The 17,333-nt window shown below is 73.0% G+C and carries 21 protein-coding genes; 10 read left to right on the top strand and 11 right to left on the bottom strand.

Translation table 11 applies throughout. The features are described 5' to 3' along the window. Position 1 precedes the first annotated feature (1 nt). The gene (locus ACZ4TR_RS15040; RefSeq protein WP_465287584.1) at positions 2-676 is read left to right on the top strand and encodes a GntR family transcriptional regulator; all 675 of its coding nucleotides are present in this window, start codon (positions 2-4) and stop codon (positions 674-676) included. Between the two features lie 313 nt (positions 677-989). Next, on the top strand, positions 990-1,832 hold the full coding sequence (locus ACZ4TR_RS15035; protein ID WP_465287583.1) for an alpha/beta fold hydrolase: 843 nt from the start codon (positions 990-992) through the stop codon (positions 1,830-1,832). Here the strand turns inward: ACZ4TR_RS15035 and ACZ4TR_RS15030 are convergent. From ACZ4TR_RS15030 to ACZ4TR_RS15020, 3 genes are all read right to left on the bottom strand, one after another. Continuing rightward, positions 1,806-2,810 (bottom strand): pirin family protein, encoded by a 1,005-nt coding sequence (locus ACZ4TR_RS15030; protein WP_364511029.1) that lies wholly within the window; start codon positions 2,808-2,810, stop codon positions 1,806-1,808. The genes ACZ4TR_RS15035 and ACZ4TR_RS15030 overlap by 27 nt on opposite strands. Before the next feature lie 140 nt (positions 2,811-2,950). After that, complete coding sequence (locus tag ACZ4TR_RS15025; RefSeq protein ID WP_465287582.1) at positions 2,951-3,244, bottom strand: hypothetical protein; 294 nt, start codon at positions 3,242-3,244, stop codon at positions 2,951-2,953. Between the two features lie 184 nt (positions 3,245-3,428). Beyond that, on the bottom strand, positions 3,429-3,863 hold the full coding sequence (locus ACZ4TR_RS15020; RefSeq protein WP_364511035.1) for a single-stranded DNA-binding protein: 435 nt from the start codon (positions 3,861-3,863) through the stop codon (positions 3,429-3,431). Positions 3,864-4,120: 257 nt separating this feature from the next. On the opposite strand from ACZ4TR_RS15020, the gene ACZ4TR_RS15015 reads away from it, so the two are divergent. After that, on the top strand, positions 4,121-4,438 hold the full coding sequence (locus tag ACZ4TR_RS15015) for a hypothetical protein (protein ID WP_465287581.1): 318 nt from the start codon (positions 4,121-4,123) through the stop codon (positions 4,436-4,438). A 110-nt stretch (positions 4,439-4,548) separates the two neighbouring features. Here the strand turns inward: ACZ4TR_RS15015 and ACZ4TR_RS15010 are convergent, their stop codons facing one another. After that, complete coding sequence (locus ACZ4TR_RS15010; RefSeq protein WP_364511041.1) at positions 4,549-4,971, bottom strand: zinc ribbon domain-containing protein; 423 nt, start codon at positions 4,969-4,971, stop codon at positions 4,549-4,551. 110 nt (positions 4,972-5,081) lie between these two features. Here ACZ4TR_RS15010 and ACZ4TR_RS15005 point away from each other — a divergent pair, with 110 nt between their 5' ends. Next, positions 5,082-5,507 (top strand): nitroreductase/quinone reductase family protein, encoded by a 426-nt coding sequence (locus ACZ4TR_RS15005; protein ID WP_465287580.1) that lies wholly within the window; start codon positions 5,082-5,084, stop codon positions 5,505-5,507. Here the strand turns inward: ACZ4TR_RS15005 and ACZ4TR_RS15000 are convergent, their stop codons facing one another. The 5 genes from ACZ4TR_RS15000 to ACZ4TR_RS14980 form a co-directional block, all read right to left on the bottom strand. Beyond that, the gene (locus ACZ4TR_RS15000) at positions 5,508-7,550 is read right to left on the bottom strand and encodes a transglycosylase domain-containing protein (RefSeq protein ID WP_465287579.1); all 2,043 of its coding nucleotides are present in this window, start codon (positions 7,548-7,550) and stop codon (positions 5,508-5,510) included. It lies immediately after the preceding gene. Between the two features lie 114 nt (positions 7,551-7,664). After that, on the bottom strand, positions 7,665-8,486 hold the full coding sequence (locus ACZ4TR_RS14995; protein ID WP_465287578.1) for an ABC transporter permease: 822 nt from the start codon (positions 8,484-8,486) through the stop codon (positions 7,665-7,667). Next, positions 8,446-9,249, bottom strand: a complete 804-nt coding sequence (locus ACZ4TR_RS14990) for an ABC transporter ATP-binding protein (protein ID WP_465287577.1) — start codon at positions 9,247-9,249, stop codon at positions 8,446-8,448. Before ACZ4TR_RS14990 ends, ACZ4TR_RS14995 begins: the two co-directional genes overlap by 41 nt. Further along, a complete protein-coding gene (locus ACZ4TR_RS14985; RefSeq protein WP_465287576.1) occupies positions 9,246-9,686 on the bottom strand; it encodes a MarR family winged helix-turn-helix transcriptional regulator in 441 nt (146 codons plus the stop codon). The genes ACZ4TR_RS14990 and ACZ4TR_RS14985 overlap by 4 nt, the downstream gene beginning before the upstream one ends. 71 nt (positions 9,687-9,757) lie before the next feature. Next, positions 9,758-10,087 carry an ArsR/SmtB family transcription factor gene (locus tag ACZ4TR_RS14980; protein WP_465287575.1) on the bottom strand — a complete coding sequence of 110 codons (330 nt, stop codon included), beginning with the start codon at positions 10,085-10,087 and terminating at the stop codon, positions 9,758-9,760. 84 nt (positions 10,088-10,171) lie between these two features. On the opposite strand from ACZ4TR_RS14980, the gene ACZ4TR_RS14975 reads away from it, so the two are divergent. The 6 genes from ACZ4TR_RS14975 (at position 10,172) to ACZ4TR_RS14950 (ending at position 14,489) form a co-directional block, all read left to right on the top strand. Continuing rightward, positions 10,172-11,158, top strand: a complete 987-nt coding sequence (locus ACZ4TR_RS14975) for a zinc-dependent alcohol dehydrogenase family protein (RefSeq protein ID WP_465287574.1) — start codon at positions 10,172-10,174, stop codon at positions 11,156-11,158. A gap of 223 nt (positions 11,159-11,381) precedes the next feature. After that, positions 11,382-11,939, top strand: coding sequence for a PspA-associated protein PspAB (pspAB, locus tag ACZ4TR_RS14970; protein WP_465287573.1), 558 nt, complete (start codon positions 11,382-11,384; stop codon positions 11,937-11,939). 71 nt (positions 11,940-12,010) lie between these two features. Further along, the gene (locus ACZ4TR_RS14965) at positions 12,011-12,421 is read left to right on the top strand and encodes a VOC family protein (RefSeq protein WP_465287572.1); all 411 of its coding nucleotides are present in this window, start codon (positions 12,011-12,013) and stop codon (positions 12,419-12,421) included. A 77-nt stretch (positions 12,422-12,498) separates the two neighbouring features. Next, the gene (locus tag ACZ4TR_RS14960) at positions 12,499-13,131 is read left to right on the top strand and encodes a hypothetical protein (protein WP_465287571.1); all 633 of its coding nucleotides are present in this window, start codon (positions 12,499-12,501) and stop codon (positions 13,129-13,131) included. A 61-nt stretch (positions 13,132-13,192) separates the two neighbouring features. After that, positions 13,193-13,870, top strand: coding sequence for a GNAT family N-acetyltransferase (locus ACZ4TR_RS14955; protein ID WP_465287570.1), 678 nt, complete (start codon positions 13,193-13,195; stop codon positions 13,868-13,870). A gap of 256 nt (positions 13,871-14,126) precedes the next feature. After that, positions 14,127-14,489, top strand: a complete 363-nt coding sequence (locus ACZ4TR_RS14950) for a hypothetical protein (protein ID WP_465287569.1) — start codon at positions 14,127-14,129, stop codon at positions 14,487-14,489. A 17-nt stretch (positions 14,490-14,506) separates the two neighbouring features. On the opposite strand, the gene ACZ4TR_RS14945 is transcribed toward ACZ4TR_RS14950, so the two are convergent. Then, positions 14,507-15,784, bottom strand: coding sequence for a sensor histidine kinase (locus tag ACZ4TR_RS14945; protein WP_465287568.1), 1,278 nt, complete (start codon positions 15,782-15,784; stop codon positions 14,507-14,509). An 87-nt stretch (positions 15,785-15,871) separates the two neighbouring features. Beyond that, on the bottom strand, positions 15,872-17,302 hold the full coding sequence (locus tag ACZ4TR_RS14940) for a carboxylesterase/lipase family protein (protein WP_465287567.1): 1,431 nt from the start codon (positions 17,300-17,302) through the stop codon (positions 15,872-15,874). Between the last annotated feature and the right edge of the window lie 31 nt (positions 17,303-17,333).

The raw sequence follows: 17,333 nt of genomic DNA, 5'->3' as shown, positions 1-17,333 counted from the left end.
TATGGTTTCCTACATGATCAGCGCGTCCTCGGGAAGACCGGTCACGAAGTCCCAGCTGGCCTACGAGACGATCAAAGCGCGGATCATCGACGGCCGCTACGGGCCTGGGTACCGGCTCGTGCTCGACCGGATCGGGCGCGAACTCGACGTCAGCGCGGTGCCGGTCCGCGAGGCCCTGCGCCGGCTCGAGGCCGAGGAGCTGATCCAGTTCGAGCGGAACGTCGGTGCCCGGGTGGTGGCCATCGACCCCACGGAGTACCGGCACGCGATGGAGACGGTGGCGATCGTCGAAGGCGCGGCCACCGGGCTCGCCGCGCCACTGCTCACGCCGGAGACGCTGGCGCACGCCCGCTCGCTGAACGAGCGGATGCGCCGGAGCCTCGCCGAGTTCGACCCGCTCGCGTTCACGGCGCTGAACGCGGAGTTCCACGAGGTGCTGTTCAGCGCCTGCCCGAACCCGAACCTGGTCGACCTGGTGCAGCGCTGCTGGACCCGGCTGGCGGCGGTTCGCGACAGCACGTTCGCGTCCGTGCCGGGGCGGGCACCGGCGTCGGTCGAGGAGCACGAGCGGCTGCTGGCACTGATCGAGGGCGGCGGCGATCCGGCGGAGGTCGAGCGGTTCGCGCGAGGGCATCGGCTGGCGACGCTGGAGGCTTATCTCGCGCGGCAGCGGTGAGGACGGGCGGCTCGGGGCTTCGCGTGGTGGGGCCCCGCCGCGCGGGGGTCCGGTGGGATGCGGGTCGCGTGCCTGGTGCTGGGGGCGAGGTGCTCGCGGGGCTGCGCTGGGCCGGCGTGGATTGGTTCGCGCGAAGGTTGCTCGGCAGGTGCGGCGTCGGTGTGGGTGGGGCTGTTCGTGAGGTGCGCTGGGCAGGTGCGGGCAAGGGGTCGCTCGCGCGGCGCGCAGGGAAAGCCCGGACCCGGTCCGGAGGGGGCCGACGGGTTGGCCGGTGAGGGTTGCCCGGGTCGGCTCGGGGGTGTCAGGGTCGGGGATGCCGATCTTCTCCGCGCCGGACGGGACCGCGCTGGCCTTTCGCCTCCGCGGTTCCCGCGGTGAGCCTGTCGTCTGCCTGCCCGGCGGGCCGATGCGGGCCGGGGCCTATCTGGGGGATCTCGGAGGACTCGGCGAACGGCGGCAGCTGGCCGTGCTGGACTGCCGGGGGACCGGGGACTCCGGGACACCCGGTGATCCCTCGACCTACCGGTGCGATCGGCAGGTCGAGGACGTCGAAGCGCTGCGCAAGCACCTCGGCCTCGAACGGTTCGACCTGCTCGGGCATTCGGCCGGGGCGAGCCTTGCCACCCTCTACGCCGCTCGGTATCCCGGGCGGCTGCGCCGCCTCGCGCTCGTCGCGCCGAGTCCGCGGGCCGTCGGCTTGCAGCTGCCCGTCGCCGAACGGCGGCGGATCATGGCCCGGCGGTCCGGTGCGCCCTGGTTCGATGCCGCCGCCGCGGCTTATGAGGCCATCGCCACCCGGACCGCGACCAGCGCGGACTGGGCCGCCGTGGCCCCGTTGTACTACGGCCGCTGGGACGAGGCCGCCCGGCGGCACCAGGCCGCCGAACCCGGGCAGCGCAACGGTGCCGCCGCGCGCGTCTACAACGCCGAGGGTGCCTTCGAACCCGAGCGCACCCGGGCCGCGCTCGGTGCCGTCGACGCTCCCGTGCTGGTGCTGGCCGGTGAGCTGGACTGGATCGCCAGCCCGGGCGTTGCCGCCGGGTTCGCCGCGCTCTTCCCGGACGCGCGGGTCACCGTCCTGCCCGGTGCCGCGCACTACCCCTGGCTGGACGACGCGCCCGCGTTCGTCTCAGCCGTGGCCGGCTTCCTGGCCTGACGCCGGGTTCCGGCGCGGTTTGATGCGGACCGCCGGCAGCTCGGGCGCCGGCAGCCGCCGCGGGGTGCCCGAGTAGCCCGTGACGGCGCCGAACTGGTCGGACTCCGCCTGCCACGCTTCGCGGAACGCCGCGATCTCCTCGTGGGTCCGGCCGACGAAGTTCCACCACATCAGGATCTCCTCGTCGAACGGGGTCCCGCCCAGCAGGAGGAACCGGGCCGGCGCCGAGCCCCGGTTGCTCAGCGTCAGGGAGCGCACGCCGGTGCCGACGTAGCCCAGCTCGGCCGCGCGGACGCGGGTGCCCGCGACGACGACGTCGCCCGTGTCCGCCAGGACGCCGTGCTCGAAGCGCGGGTCGACGCCGAGCGACATGTGGGCGTCCGGACCGAGCACGATCTCCGCGCCGAGGAGCGGGGTGAACGTCGGGATCGGGGACGTGCGCCCGGCCAGCGACCCGAGGAACACCCGGATCTCGGCGCCCTCGATCCGGTTCACCGACGGCACGTAGTGGTCGAAAGCGCGTGCCGTGTGCCGGTGCCGCTCGGGCAGTGCCACCCAGAGCTGGACGCCGTGCAGCGTCTTCGCGGTTTCGGTCGAGACTTCCGAATGGCAGATGCCGTGCCCGCCGGTCATCAGGTTCAGCTCGCCGGGGCGGACCATCGCGTGCGTGCCCAGGCTGTCGCGGTGCTCGATCTCGCCCGCGAACAGCCAGCTCACCGTCTGCAGGCCGGTGTGCGGGTGCGGGGCGACGTCCATCGCGCCGGTGATCTCGGTCGGGCCGTAGTGGTCGGCGAAGCACCAGGCGCCGATCAGCGACCGGGACCGCTGGGGGAGCGTCCGCCGGACCCGCATCGCCCGCGGGCCGCCCAGGGGCACCTCACGCGGGGTGAGGATCTCGACGGCCGGGTGCTCGGGGTCGGCGGTCGCGGGCCGGTCGCCGCAGGCGAGCTCGGTGGGGGCGGCCTCGGTGTTGCTCATGCCCGCCACGGTAGTCGCGTTCCCCGCCCGGACCGGCGTGCCCGAGGCGGCCCTGGCGGGGCGGGATGACGGAGCCGGCCCCGGGTGAGGGGCCCGCGTGCCGCGTTCGTTGTGGAGTTGTCAAGCTTCGCGCCACCGGGTCAGGCGGCGTGGTGCTGCTGCCGCGCCGCGACGATCGCCCGGCCCTCGGCCGTCAGGATCGCCGGGACCAGCTCGCCCGGCGGGGCGGGGCGGGCCGCGCGGACCAGGCCCTGGTGGGCCAGCGCGTGGGCCGCGAACTGGTCGCCGCACGACACGCCGTCGATGAACAGGTCGGGCTCGCTGCTGCAGGACACCCGGCCGCGGCCCGCGCCGACCGCTCGCAGCATCGCCAGCATCCGGTGGTTCACCAGGGGGCGCACGACCGGTGTGCCGGTCTCTTCGGTCCTGTTCATCGCGGTCCCTCCCGCTCGTGGTCCGACCTCGTCCTATCCGTGCGTCGAACCGGCTGACGGGATTTCGACAGCACATCCGGAACCGGTCGGGCCGGCAGCGTCCGTCCATCGTCACCGCCGCCGGTCGAGCCCGGGTCGACTCCCCGTCAACGGGTGTTCGGACGCGGGCCGCGACCGGACAGGCTCAGAACGGAGGCGCCGCGGCGACCGCCGGCTCCGGCGTCCAGGAACTGCTCGCCTCGCCGCCCGCGGCCCGGCTGAGCCTGGTCACCTTGGCCGTGGCGTACCGCAGGGCGGGGCCGATCTCCTCGACGTCCAGCTCCGTCACGGTCCGCTTCTCGCCCTCCTTCGTGTCGTACGACCGCTGTCTCAGCCGGCCTTGGACGACCACGCGGGCGCCGCGCCCGAGCGACTCCGCGACGTTCTCCGCGTACTGCCGCCACAGGCTGCAGCGCAGGAACATCGCCTCGCCGTCGCGCCAGGCGCCGGACTCGCGGTCGAACGTGCGCGGCGTGGACGCGACCGTGAAGTTCGCGACCGCGGCGCCGGACGGGGTGAACCGCAGCTCGGGGTCGGTCGTCAGGTTGCCGACCACGGTGACCAGCGTTTCGCCTGCCATCGGGCTCCTCCTTCTGCTCCGGGTGCGGGGTGCACCGCTCTCGCCGACGAGGAGAGCACGGGGGTCCGACAGTTCCGGGCCGGGCGACGAGCTGCCGGCACCCGGCCGGGCTGGTTTCCTGCCGCCGCGCCGACGGCGTTCCAGCAGGAGCCGGCCACGCTCTCCCACCGGCCGGCGGACCTGTGCGCGCTGGTCGCGATCGCGCTCGAAGAGCCACGTGTTCCGCGGTCGAAAGGGACCACACGCTGGGCGGACGGGTGCGAGAAGATGCTGCCGCGGGCGAGGGCCCGGCGGGGGCATTGCCGGCCCTGCACGCGCCGCCGGAGGAGGACGTGAAGGCGGTCGCCGCCGCCGTCTGCACCGCCGTGGATCTCACTCGGATGGGTGGTCTTGCGCGGGAGGCCGCGGAGCCGCGGCGGCTGCCGGTGGAGGTGCGGCCGGCCCTCGGGCGGCTGGGCGGGCACGCGGTGGCCGCCGTCGACGTGGTGCTGCTCGCGGTGGTCTACGGCCGGTTCGCCGGGACGGCGGCCCTGATCGCACGCCGGGCCGTGGCGTTCGCGCCGGTCGGCGCCTGACGCAACGGCCCGGACGATGTCCGGAAAGCCGAACTAGGTCCTGGTTGTCCGAAATGGACGAAGCAGCGTCGGACGCCGAAACCGGTCAGCGCGCTCGAACCGCCGCGGACTCAGCTGCCCTGCTGCGGGAACTGGCCCTGCTGCGGGTACTGCTGCTGCGAAGGGTGCTGCGGCTGCGGGAAACCCTGCGGCTGAGACGGGTGCGGCGGCTGGAAACCCTGCGGCGCCCCCTGCTGCGGGAACCCCTGGGACGGCGGCTGCTGCGGGTAGCCCGGCTGGGCACCCTGCTGCTGGCCCTGCTCCTCCTGCGCCTGCAGGCGGACGGCGTCCTCCTTCGGGATCCGGTTCTCGATCCCGCAGAACGTGCACTGTGCGGAGTACTTCACGCTGATCGGGAAGAGGGGGATGAAGAAGAGGGTGAACTTCGTGACCGCCTTGCGCACCGCGTGCGAGGCGGGGTTGCCGCACCGGCCGCACAGGAAGGTCGTCATCGCCAGCACGTAGATCCGCGTCCGCCAGCCCCAGATCAGCATCGGTACTTCTTTCTCCCAGGTCTTCTGTTCGCCGCGCAGCCTCGCACACCTGCCCGCCGCCGCGTGGCGGTTTCGCCGAACTCGGGGACCAGGGGGACTAGATTGTGATCATGCCGAGCGATTTCGTCCTCAAGACCATGAACGCCGTGCACCGCGGTCTGATCAAGCTCAGCGGCGGGAAGGTGGGCTGGCAAGCCGCCATGCCCGTCCTCGAGCTCACCACGACCGGCCGCAAGAGCGGGCAGCCGCGGTCGGTGCTGCTGACCTCGCCGCACCAGGACGGCGACACGCTGGTCGTCGTCGCTTCGCGCGGCGGGGACGACACGCACCCCGCATGGTTCCTCAACCTGCGCGACAACCCGGACGTCGAGGTCTCGCTCAAGGGCGCCCCGAAGCGGCTGATGAAGGCGCGGGTCGCCGACGCCGGCGAGCGCGCGAAGCTCTGGCCGAAGATCACCGGCGACTTCAAGAACTACGCCCAGTACCAGACGAAGACCGAGCGCGAGATCCCGCTCGTCTTCCTCGAGCCGCGCTAGCTAGCTCCGCGCGGTCAGGTAGCCCGGGTCCGGGCCGGGGATCTGCTGGTCCGGCACACCCGCGAGCAGCCGGCTCATCGCGTGGAAGTACGGCGGCGCGGCGACCGTGCCGCCGAACGCGCCGTGGCCGCAGTCGCCGAGGTGCACCGGCGTGCCCGGGCAGATTTCGCGCGGGTGCGGGCCGTCGGCGAAGACCATGGACGAGACCGCGTAACCGTCGACGCCGCCGACGAACGCCACGGACTCGCTCTGCTGCGTCGTGCCCGTCTTGCCGATGTCGGGGCGCGTCCACCCGGCCGCGTGCGCGGCCTGGGCCGACGTGCCGTCCGTCGTGTCCTTGCTCAGGCCCGCTTCGAGGGTGTTCGCCACCCCGGTCGGGATGACCTGCTCGCACGCCTGCTGCTGGACCGGCACCGCGTTCCCGTTCCGGTCGGTCACCGAGAGGATCGGGTTCGGCGGGCACCAGACGCCGCCGCTCATCAGCGTCGCCGAGACGTTCGCCATCTCCAGGGGGCTGACCGGGCTGTTGCCGAGGGTGAACGACAGCAGGTTCCGGAAGTACTTCGACTGCGGCTCGTTGTACTGCGGATTGCTCGACGACGGATCCGGCACGGCTCCGGCGTCGTTGGTCGCGAGGGTGTTCCGCAGCCCCAGCTTGTACGCCATGTCGAGCACGGCGGGCATCCCGACCTGGTTCTCCAGCCCCACGAAGGCGACGTTCGGCGACGTCGCGAGTCCGTCGGCGAGGCTGATCGGGTCGGCGTAGTGGCCGTCGTTGTGGACGGTGTAGCAGGCCGTGTGCGCGTTGGCGTCCGGCGGCGTGAAGCACTGGCTGTCCGGGTTGGGCAGCGGCGTCTCCAGGCCCGCCTTGCCCGTGACGAGCGCCGCCGCCGAGGTGAAGATCTTGAACGACGAGCCCGCGCCGAACTCGTTGCTCGCGTCGGCGACGATGTCCGTGGACGTCTCGCCCCGCGCCGGATCCGTGCCGTAGTTCCGGTTGGCGACCATGGCGAGCACCTGGTGGCCGCTCGAGCCCGGCTGGACGACGGCGAAGGTGTTGGCCACGCCGTCCTGGGTGGTCGGCACGTTCGCGTCGACGGCGTCCTTCGTCACCTGCGAGACGCGCGGGTCGAGGGTGGTCTTGACCGTGTAGCCGCCGGTGGCGAGCTGGTCCGCGGTGAACCCGGCGCGCTCGAGGTAGTTCTCCGCGTAGGCGCAGAAGAACCCGGCGTCCGGCGCCGCGCCCAGGCACGTCCCGGACGGCGTCACCGGCCCGTCCGGCAGCAGCCCGAGCGGCGCCGCCTTCGCCGTCGGCGCGTAGGACGCCGGCAGGGAGCCGTTGGACACCATCGCGTCGATGACGAGGTTGCGGCGCTGCAGGGCCTTGTCCGGGTGCGTGTACGGGTTGTAGATGCTGGGGTTGTTCACCATTCCGGCGAGCAACGCCGCCTGCGGCACGGTCAGTTTGTCCGCCGTCGTCCCGAAATAGGCTTTCGCCGCGGCGCCGACCCCGTACACGGTTCCGCTGAATTCGACCACGTTGAGGTAATTCGCCAGAATGTCGTCCTTGCTCGTGGTGGCGTTGAGCTGGACGGCCATTTTCGCCTCGCGCAGCTTGCGCGCGAGCGAGTCCTCGCGATCCTCCTGCTGCGCGATCGGGTTGGTCCGGTCGACGACGTTCACGAGGTAGTTCTTGACGTACTGCTGGGTGATCGTCGACGCGCCCTGCAGCGAACCGCCGGCGCTGTCGTTGACCGCCGCGCGGAGCATGCCCTGCACGTCGACGCCGCCTTCGGTGTAGAACCGGCGGTCCTCGATGCCGATGATGGCGGCCTTCATCGTCGTCGCGATCCCCGCCGGGGTCACCGGGAGGCGGTACTGCGCGTAGAGCGTCGCGATCGGGGTGCCGTCGCGGTCGGTCACCGTCGTCGTCAGCGGCGGATCGGCTGCGGCGAGCTGGGCGGAAATGGCGTCCACCGAATCGCTGACCTGATTCGACAGCAGGCCGGCGCCGATGGCGGCGGGCGCCACCGTGCCCGCCACCAGAATTCCGGCGAGAACGCACAAACCGGCAAAAGAGACCACGCCAGGGCGACCATTCACGAAACCGAGATTAGCCACCGGGGAATGAAGCCGCCGTTCGGTGAGATATGTGCCTCAACGGGCCAACCTGCCGAGCAGGGCCGAGGCGATCGCGATCGCGGCGGCGGTCGCCGCGGCGAGCACGCCGAAGTCGAGCCCGAGGTGCGACGGGGTGCCGATCAGCAGCCCGCGCAGGGCGTCGACCTGGTAGCTCAGCGGGTTGACGTGGCTGAGCACCTTCAGCCACGACGGCATCAGGCCGACCGGGTACAGCGCGTTCGATCCGAAGAACAGCGGCATCGTGATCGCCTGGCCGATGCCCATCAGCCGTTCCCGCGACAGCACGATCCCGGCGATCACGATGGACAGGCAGCAGAAGAACGCCGACCCGAGCACGAGGATCACGGCCATGGCGAGGAGCTTCAGCGGGTTCACGGTCAGCCCGACGCCGAGGATCGCGGCCAAGACCAGCACCATCAGCGCCTGCACGAGCGCGCGGACACCGGCGGCGAACGCCTTCCCCGCGACGAGCGCGGCGCGCGGGGTCGGGGTCACCAGGAGCTTGGCGAGCACGCCCGCGTCGCGTTCCCAGATGATCTGGATGCCGTAGAAGATCGAGATGAACAACGCCGACTGCGCGAGGATGCCGGGCGCGAGGTAGTCGAGGTACGGCGTCGAGCCGGTCGGGATCGCGCGCAGCCGGGTGAACGTCTCCCCGAAGATCAGCAGCCACAGCGCGGGCTGGATCGCCCGGGTGAGCAGCTCGGTCTGGTCGCGGCGCAGCTTCTGCAGCTCCACCAGGCACATCGCGCCGACGCGCGCGGCGAGGATGCGCACCTGGCGCAGCGGACCGGGGTCAGCCGAGACGGCGGGCGGTGCGGCGAGCGGCACGGACACTGCGGATCCCTCCTTCGCCGGTTTCGAGGCGGTCGCCGGTGACCGCGCGGAACACGTCGTCCAATGTGGACCCCGGCCCGAGGTCGGTCTCGAGGTCGGCGGGGGTGCCCAGCGCCCGGATCCGGCCGGTGTGCATGAGCGCGACGCGGTCGCAGTACTGCTCGGCCTCGTCCATGTAGTGCGTGGTGACGAGCACGGTCATGCCGGTGTCGGTGCGGATCTGCGTGATGCGCTCCCACACGGCCGACCGGGCGACCGGGTCCAGCCCGATCGTCGGCTCGTCGAGGATCAGCAGCCGCGGCGAGCTGACCAGGGCCTGGGCGAGCTCGAGCCGGCGGATCATGCCGCCGGAGTAGCCCTTCGCGACGCGGCCGGCTTCGTCGGCCAGCCCGACGAGGTCCAGGGCCCGCCGCACCTCGGCGTCCCGCCGCGCGCGCGGCACGTCGAAGAGCCGCGCGAACAACGCGACGTTCTCGCGCCCGGTCAGCGCGCCGTCGGCCGAGAGCTGCTGCGGGACGTAGCCGATGAGCCGCCGCACGGCCATCCGGCGGCGCGCGACGTCGACGCCGAAGACCGTGATGTGGCCCGCCGTGGTCGGCAGCAGCGTCGTGATCATCCGAAGCGTCGTCGTCTTGCCGGCGCCGTTCGGGCCGAGCAGGCCGAACACCTCGCCGGGCGAGATCTCCAGGTCGACGCCGTCCACCGCGCGGGTCGTCCCGAACGAGTGGCTCAGCCCGGTGCACCGCACCGCGGGTTCGGTCATGGCTGCTCCTTCAGGATGCCCATGAGCTTTTCGAGCGCCGGCAACGCCTGCTCGATCGCCGCTGTGTCCTCTTCGGACAGTCCGGTGAGCGCTTCGGCGACGAGCCCGGTGCGGGCGCGCCGCAACGACGCGATCCGCTCGCGCGCGGCGCCGGTGATCTCCAGCCGCGCCGCGCGCCGGTCCGCCGGGTCGGCCTCCCGGCGCAGCAGGCCGGCGTCGACGAGCTGGTTCACCAGCGTGCTGACCGAGTTGGCGGCCAGGTGCAGCTCACGCGCGGCCGCGGCGACGCCGATACCGGGGTGGTCGGCGACCACGCGCAGCACCTCGACCTGCGCGCCGGGCAACGGAAAGCCGGGAACGTCGGCGCGTGCCCGGCGGCGCACCACCCGGCGGATTCCCTGGACGGCGCCGAGCAGCCGTTCGGCGAGTTCGGTCATGCCGCCAAGGTAGCTCTGACTCAGATCTATTAGCAATGCTCAATGTCTGATAGGGGAGAAATGCGGGGAAATCAGCCCCGCAGGCGCGCGGCTTCCGCGAGGGCCAGGTCGAGCAGGCCGGGGAAGCGGGCGTCGAATTCTTCGCGGCGCAACGCGTTGAGCCGCTGCGTGCCGCTGTCCCACTGCTTCAGCAGGCCGGCCGCGCGGAGGATCTTGAAGTGCCGGGACGCCGCGGGCTTGCTGACCGGCGGCATGATCGCACCGCACGGCCGGCCGGGTTCGCGGGCGAGCGCGGCGACCATGGCCAGCCGGTGCGGGTCGCGCAGGGCTTCCAGGGCCTCGGGGAACGAGACGTCCGCGAGGGCCGGGTGCTCCAGGGGGGTCGCGGTGCGGCTGGCCATGGTCCGAGTATCCCTGGTTGCCGCGACGCGGCCCGCTGTGCCATGGTCGATGTTAGTCGATCGATTAACATGAGGAGCTCAAAGGTGCGCGTCTACCGTCCCGAGTCCGGTCGTCTGGTCCGGCGCGAAGAGCCCACGCCCGAGCCGCGACGGGGTGAGGTGCTCGTCCGGGTCCGGGCGACGTCGCTGAACTACCGGGACCTGCTCATCCTCGACGGCGGCCTCGGCGCCGGCTCCGGGAGCCTGATCCCGGTGTCCGACGCCGCGGGCGAGGTCGTCGCGGTCGGCGAGGGCGTCACGCGGTTCGACCCCGGCGACCGGGTGATCAACGCCTTCCACTCGGACTGGATCGCCGGCCGGCTGCCCGACGGGCTGGCCGGCTACGGGAACTCCCAGGACGGCTGGCTCGCGGAGTACCGCGCCGTCGGGGAGCACGCGCTCGTCGCCCTGCCGGACTCCCTGACCTACGAACAGGGGGCGACGCTGCCGTGCGCCGCCGTCACGGCCTGGACGTCGCTCAGCGGGGTCAGGCCGGGCGATGTCGTGCTCACCCTCGGCACCGGGGGCGTGTCGCTGTTCGCCCTGCAGCTCGCCAAGCAGCACGGCGCGCGCGTCGTCGCGACGACGTCGAGCGCGGCGAAGGCGGCCAAGCTGACCGAACTCGGCGCGGATGCCGTCATCGACTACACCGCGACGCCCGAGTGGGGCAAGGCCGTCCTCGACGCCACCGGCGGCCGCGGTGCCGACCGGATCGTCGAGGTCGGCGGGCCCGGCACGTTCGCGCAGTCGCTCGTCGCGGCGGGGACGCACCACGCCGACATCGCGCTCGTCGGGTTCGTCGGCCGCAGCGGACCGCCGGTCGAGTTCATGGACCTCTTCCGCAGCGGCGCGACCATCCGGAAGATCTGGGTCGGCAGTCGCGAGGACACCGAGGACCTCCTCCGCCACCTCGCCGTGCGCCCGATCGCTCCGGTCATCGACGGCGTCTTCCCGTTCGACGACGCCGGTGCGGCGTTCGAGCGGTTCCGGAGCCGGCGCAACCTCGGCAAGGTGGTCATCGCGGTGCCGTGAGGCGAGAGGGGTACCGCTGATCGGCTGAACCTGACACGGAGTGACCGTTCGGCGGCGAAGTGCTGCCGTTCACCGCGTGATCGCCACGTTCCGATCCGGAACCGGCGGCCGCGGGCGCATGCTGTCCTTTCCGACCCCGCGTCCCCGCGCCTGACGTCCACTGTGGACATTGCCAGTGCGCCGGCCCGGCGGTCTTTTCGACCGGAGATAGGACACACCGCCCGTGACCCTGCTGGACAGCAAGCTCGTCCGCTGCTGGACGTCCCGTCCGGACCTGCAGTCCCTCTACAGCCTCGCCGCGGCCGCCCCGCGGATGCGTGCCGCACTCGGCCTCACGCCCACCGGTGGCGGCACGGTCGGCTTCAAGGTGGACGGCGACGCGCTGGCCCGCACCGAGGCGGAACTGATCGCCGCGACGTCGCCGCGGCTGCCGGTGCACCCGCTGGTGACCCTGGACCTCGACGGCCGCTCGACGGTCCGGTGCTGGCGCCGCAACCACGACCTGCGCGTGCTGACCGGGGACCTCGTGGACGTCGCGAACCGGCTGGCCCGGGCGGGCTACGGCGGCTGCCTGCGGTCGGCGACCGTGGAGTTCGCCGAGCCGGGCGGGCGCCGCGACCGCAAGCTCGCGCTGGTCTACCTGTTCGGCCGCGGCACGTTCCACACGGCGCCGGCCGCCGGGACCCCGCCCCTCGACCGCGCGCTGGAACTGCGCGCCCGCGCCGCGCTGCACGGCGCGCTGCCGTTGGAACCGCACGCGCACCGCCGGTTCGTCGTCTGAAATTCTCACGTTTGTCCAGGTCACGGGCTTCTGCGAGGATGCTGCTCTCGTCCGGACCGAAGGAGATCGCCGTGGCTTCCGTTCTCAACCCGTACCTGAGCTTCCGCGCCGAGGCCCGTCAGGCCATGGAGTTCTACAAAAGCGTCTTCGGCGGCACGCTGACCGTCAACACGTTCGGCGAATTCGGTTCACCAGAAGGAGCGGACGCGGAGAAGATCATGCACGCCCAGCTGGAGACCGACAACGGCTACACGCTGATGGCGTCCGACACCCCGACCGGGATGGACCACAACCCGGGCACGAACATCACGGTCAGCCTCAGCGGCGACGACGCGGCCGATCTGCGCGCCTACTGGGAAAAGCTGAGCGAGGGTGGCACCGTGACGGTTCCGTTCGAAAAGCAGATGTGGGGCGACGAATTCGGTTCCTGCGTCGACAAGTTCGGCATCCCGTGGATGGTCAACGTCGTCCAGAAGGCGTAACGGGGCGTTGCAGCCCGCGCCCGCGTCGGTGACGATGAGGGGCCGGCGTGCTTCCGCGCCGGGGCGAAGGAGGCCCGATGGCGGGTTTTCCCTGGACGTGCGCGCAGTGCGGCGCGGTCAACGACCCCGCGGCCGGGCGGTGCGGGACCTGCGGGAGCCTGGCCCCGGGCCGGGCTCGTGCGCGGGCCCTGTGGGTGCTGCTGGCCCTGATGCTGGTCGCCGCGGCCGCGATCGGCGGGGTCCTGCTGTTCACCTCGCGCTCGAAGCCCGCGCCCGCCGCGTCCGGGCCGTTCCCGTCGTACACGACGCCGGCCCTGCCGACGACCAAGACGGTGGTCACCACGGCGAACGGCGTCACCCCGCCGGTGACGCCGCCGACGTCGACCTCCGCGACGCCGGCGGGGAAGCCGTGCCCGGGTGACGCGGCGCGGTACCTGCCGGGCGGCCAGGGGACGGCGCTGCTCGTGGCGCAGACGGTGAAGTCGCTGATCACGATCTGCCGGGTACCCGACGGGCGGATCTTCTACGACGGCCAGGCCCGCGGGCAGGCGGCGTCGGACGACACCCACATCATGCTGCCCGCCGAGCCCTCGGGCGACGGTTTCGTCGCGAAGAACGGCGACTACACCTACCAGGTCGGCGGCGGCAGGCTGGTCGTGTCGGCCGGGTCCGGCGTGCTCTCGGACGACGAGCTGACCACGGTCGGCTGAGCGCCCGCTCAGGATGTGGGAGCGCCGCCACGAGACCGGCGGTTCCGCGCATCCTGGCGGTATGGCTTCTCCGCTCGACAACCCGGTTTGGGCGTCCCTGACCGGCCCGCACGCCCGCTTCGCCGAACGGCGCGGACGCGTGGTGCGCTACGCCGAGGACGTCGCTCCGTTCCTCGGTCTTCCCGACGATCCCGGCGAGCAGGACTGGCTCGACGTCGCCGAGCTCGGCGGGCCGGGAGCCGTCGTCGTGCTCGCCTCCACCGCCGCCCGGCCGCCGGCCGGCTGGGAAGTGCTCGACGAGCTTCCCGGGGTCCAGCTCGTGGACGAGAGCGTCGCGGCCGCGCCGGACCCGGAAGCCGTGCGGCTCGGGCTCGCGGACGTGCCGGAGATGCTGGACCTCGTCGAGCGGACGAAGCCCGGGCCGTTCCGGAAGCGGACCGTCGAGCTCGGCACGTACCTGGGCATCCGGCGCGACGGCGCGCTGGTCGCGATGGCCGGCGAGCGGCTGCACCCGCCCGGCCACACCGAGATCAGCGCGGTGTGCACCGACCCGGCGTACCGCGGGCAGGGCCTCGCGACGCGGCTCGTGCTCGCCGTGGCAGCGGGCATCCGTCAGCGTGGCGAGACGCCGATGATGCACGCGGCCGCGAGCAACACTTCCGCGATCCGCCTGTACCTTTCGCTCGGCTTCGTCCTGCGGCAGCGGCCGGACTTCGTCGCGGTCCGCGTGCCGGGTTAGGCGCCGCGGGGCTGAGGTTCGTTGACGGTCGCGGGTTCGGGCGGTGGGTCCCGACGCCATGAATGAGTCATTCACTGCGTCGGGCGAGGTGAAGGGGTCATTCACTGCGTCGGCGCGGCCGGGCGACGCGCGACACCAGGCGCCGCGGGGCCGGCCGTGGCCGGAAGGCCGGGAACCACCGAGTTCCGGCCAACGGCGGCGGGATGTCGATTCCGGCGTCCGCGGTTCGACGTCCCAGTAGCGAAAGGGGACCGAGATGACCGCCACGACCCGCACCGCCACGCCGGCCCGGATCCGCAGCCTGCCGGTCCTGCTCGCCACCGAAGACGACGCCGAGGACCTGGGCCTGCTGGCGCCGGACGACCGCCTGACCTGCCACGTGCACGGCCGGTGGATCCACCAGTGCGCGGCCTCGCCGACCCACGTCAGCCCGGTCACCCGGCACCGCTCGTGCCGCGGCTGCCGGACCGCGCTGTGCGTCGCCGTCGACGAGCTGTCGCAGGCCGTCTCGATGACCTGCCCGCGCTGTGGTCACGGCGGCAGTGCCGCCACCACCCGGCTGACCGCGGCCTGCCGCGCGAGCCTGGCCGCCGAGCGCGACGCCCGGCGCGCGGCCTGACCGCCGACCGGCAGCGCCTAGCTCGGCACCCACATCGTCACGCGGGTGCCGCGGCCCGGCTGGGAGTCCACTGTGCCGTGGCCGCCCACCTCGGCCAGGCGGGCGATGATCGACTGGGTGATGCCGAAGCCCGGGGGCCGGTCGTGGACGTCGAAGCCCTGGCCCTGGTCGCGCGCCACCACCGCGATGCCGCCGTCGCGCTCCTCCACGCGCAGCACGACCTGCTTCGTCCCGGAGTGCTTCACCGTGTTGCGCAACGCTTCCCGCACCGCTTCGCACATCGCCGTGCGGCGGTCCTGGGACAGCTTGTCGTCGTCGGCGAAGTCCGCGGCGACGAGCTGGGTGCGCAGGCCGTCGCGGGCCATCTCGGTCGCGACGTCGGCCAGCTCGACCGCGAACCCGCGCGCCGTCCCGTTCGGGATCGGCTCGGTGATCCGGCGGCGGATCTCGGCCGCCTCCGCCTTCGCGACCGAACGCACCTCGGACAGCCGGCTCACGGCGTGCGCGTCGTCGCCCGGTGCCGAGATGGCGAGCGCTTCCAGCGTCTGCAGGACGCTGTCGTGCATGATGCGCCGCGTCCGGCGGCGCTCGGCCTCGCGCCCGCGGCGGATCCCGATGTCGACCGCGAACCGGGTGCCGGCGCCGAGCAGGATGAGGATGCCCGCGGCGAGCACGATCGCCACCGCCAGCGCGACCATGCAGCCGATCGACCGCGTCAGGGAGAGCGGGTCGGTCAGGGGCAGGCCGCCGGCCAGGGTGAGCGCCGCCCGGAGCGGGGCGGCCGCCACCACCAGCCACAGCGCCGAGGGCAGCCCGGACGTGCCCGCCCACATGGCCACCGCGCCGACCAGCCAGGTCCAGGCCACGTCGACCGCGAACGGCTGCACCACCGCCGGGGCCGTCGCGGCGACGGCGAAGTTGAGCGCCACCCCGACGGCCAGGTCCAGCGCGAGGGCGCGGCCGGTGCTGCGGGCCCGCAGCCCGCCGGTGCGCAGCACCCAGGCCACCGCGCCGGTGTTGGCCGCGACGGCGAACACCGTGGCGGCCAGCACCGGCCCGAGCCCGACCCGGCCGTTGGCCGCGGCGAACCCGATGAACACCTTGACGAACGCCGCGATCCGGTAAGCGAGCGGCACGACGACCCAGTAGCGCGCGGCGCGGGCGAGCGTCGCGTCCCCGACGGCGGCGAGATCACTGTGCTCGTCGGGAGGCTCGGCCGGCTCCGCGGGTGTGCCGCTGCGCAACAGCGTGCGAACGAGCGCGCGCGGCGGTGCGGCAGAGCCCGCCTCGGGCATCGGTGGTCCCCATTTCATCCGGCCGTCCGGGCGGTCTGAGCCTGGCAGCGCGGCGGGGGCGTCGTCAACCGCTCCCCGGGGTAGGGGTCAGTAGGTGTGGAACACCGTGTCCTCGCCCGCGTACTCGGCCCAGCCGGGTTCGCCGGTGGCGGCGAAGCGGTACCAGGCGCTGTTCAGGTCGCGGGCGAGCTCCCGCGGCGGGTGCTCGCCGAGCAGGCCCCGCGGCCCGGACAGCGGTCCCAGCGCGTCGAACACGAACGGCAGCTCGAGCCCGTGACACGCGCCCAGGCTGCCGTCGAGCAACGGGGAACCCCACTCGAACTCGTACCGGAAGGTCCGGCCGCCGTGGTGCTCGGCCAGGTCGCGCACGCCGTCGCGGAACACCAGGTCGGTCAGGGCCGCGACGAGGACCTCGCCCGCCGAGCGGTCCGAGCCGAGGCCGTACCGGTGGAGCACGCCGGCCGGGTCGGGGTGCGAGACCGCCAGCGACGCCACGGCCTGGTCGTCGGTGACCGCCTCGAGCGCGCCGGTGGGCACCAGGTAGAGCCGCATCTCCTCGCTGCAGCTGCCGACGACCAGGTCGACGTCGCGGCCCGCGCCCGCGCGGATCGCCTTGGCCGGGTGCTGCGGCAGGACGTCGTCGCCGACCATCGGGAGGAACGGGCTGAGCCCGTACCCGCGGTCGTAGCCGAGCGCGTCGCGCAGGTCGGGGGCGCCACCGGGCCGCAGGACGGCCTCCTGCGCGTCGAGCAGCTGCTCGGTCGAGACCTTCCGGAACGCCTCGGCGGTCGGTTCGGCCTTCAGCTCGTCGGCGATCACCCGGGCGAGGCGGCGGGACTGGACGCCGTCGCGCACCATGTCCGGGTGTCCACTCTGGACGATAGCGCGGTGGAAGAGCCCCTGCGAAAGCGGGGAACCGAGGAGGCAGGCGACGCTGACCGCGCCGGAGGCGGCGCCGAAGAACGTGACGTTGCCGGGGTCGCCGCCGAAGCCGGTGATGTTCTCCTGGACCCACCGCAGGGCCGCGAGCTGGTCGCGCAGCCCCAGGTTCGTCGTGCCGCCCTCCAGCGGCAGGAAACCGTCGGCGCCGAGGCGGTATTGGACGGTCACGAGCACCGCGCCGGCGTGCGAGAACGAGGTGCCGTCATAGCCCGGTGCCGACCCGGTGCCGCCGAGGAACGCGCCGCCGTGCACGAACACGAGCACGGGCAGGCCGGCCGCGCCGAGCTGCGGGGTCCAGACGTCGACCGTCAGGTACTCCGGGCCCGGCCGCCAGCCGGTGCCGGTCAAGGGGGAGAGGTCGAGCCCGGGCACGTCGTGCCGGCGTTGCGGTGCGGTCGGCCCGGGTCTGCTCGCGTCGCGGACGTCCTCCCACGGCGGGGCGGGGACGGGTTCGGCGAAGCGCAGGTCGCCCTCGGGTGCGGCGGCGTACGGGATGCCGCGGAACAGCGCGAAGCCGGCGGCGGTGACGTGACCGCGGACCGCGCCGGACGTGGTGGGGACGACGGGGTCGGTCATGCCGGGGGGTCCCTTCGAGGAAGATCGGGCG

The sequence above is a fragment of the Amycolatopsis sp. NPDC028719 genome (assembly GCF_055565395.1).
The sequence above is the reverse complement of the archived record's forward strand: the minus strand, read 5'-3'. Positions and strand labels throughout refer to the sequence as shown.

Excerpts from the sequence above, each read along its gene's own strand:
- ACZ4TR_RS15040 (WP_465287584.1), top strand. The coding sequence starts at position 2 with ATGGTTTCCTACATGATCAGCGCGTCCTCGGGAAGACCGGTCACGAAG.
- ACZ4TR_RS15035 (WP_465287583.1), top strand. The coding sequence starts at position 990 with ATGCCGATCTTCTCCGCGCCGGACGGGACCGCGCTGGCCTTTCGCCTC.
- ACZ4TR_RS15030 (WP_364511029.1), bottom strand. The coding sequence starts at position 2,810 with ATGAGCAACACCGAGGCCGCCCCCACCGAGCTCGCCTGCGGCGACCGG.
- ACZ4TR_RS15025 (WP_465287582.1), bottom strand. The coding sequence starts at position 3,244 with ATGAACAGGACCGAAGAGACCGGCACACCGGTCGTGCGCCCCCTGGTG.
- ACZ4TR_RS15020 (WP_364511035.1), bottom strand. The coding sequence starts at position 3,863 with ATGGCAGGCGAAACGCTGGTCACCGTGGTCGGCAACCTGACGACCGAC.
- ACZ4TR_RS15010 (WP_364511041.1), bottom strand. The coding sequence starts at position 4,971 with ATGCTGATCTGGGGCTGGCGGACGCGGATCTACGTGCTGGCGATGACG.
- ACZ4TR_RS15005 (WP_465287580.1), top strand. The coding sequence starts at position 5,082 with ATGCCGAGCGATTTCGTCCTCAAGACCATGAACGCCGTGCACCGCGGT.
- ACZ4TR_RS14990 (WP_465287577.1), bottom strand. The coding sequence starts at position 9,249 with ATGACCGAACCCGCGGTGCGGTGCACCGGGCTGAGCCACTCGTTCGGG.
- ACZ4TR_RS14985 (WP_465287576.1), bottom strand. The coding sequence starts at position 9,686 with ATGACCGAACTCGCCGAACGGCTGCTCGGCGCCGTCCAGGGAATCCGC.
- ACZ4TR_RS14980 (WP_465287575.1), bottom strand. The coding sequence starts at position 10,087 with ATGGCCAGCCGCACCGCGACCCCCCTGGAGCACCCGGCCCTCGCGGAC.
- ACZ4TR_RS14960 (WP_465287571.1), top strand. The coding sequence starts at position 12,499 with ATGGCGGGTTTTCCCTGGACGTGCGCGCAGTGCGGCGCGGTCAACGAC.
- ACZ4TR_RS14955 (WP_465287570.1), top strand. The coding sequence starts at position 13,193 with ATGGCTTCTCCGCTCGACAACCCGGTTTGGGCGTCCCTGACCGGCCCG.
- ACZ4TR_RS14950 (WP_465287569.1), top strand. The coding sequence starts at position 14,127 with ATGACCGCCACGACCCGCACCGCCACGCCGGCCCGGATCCGCAGCCTG.
- ACZ4TR_RS14945 (WP_465287568.1), bottom strand. The coding sequence starts at position 15,784 with ATGCCCGAGGCGGGCTCTGCCGCACCGCCGCGCGCGCTCGTTCGCACG.
- ACZ4TR_RS14940 (WP_465287567.1), bottom strand. The coding sequence starts at position 17,302 with ATGACCGACCCCGTCGTCCCCACCACGTCCGGCGCGGTCCGCGGTCAC.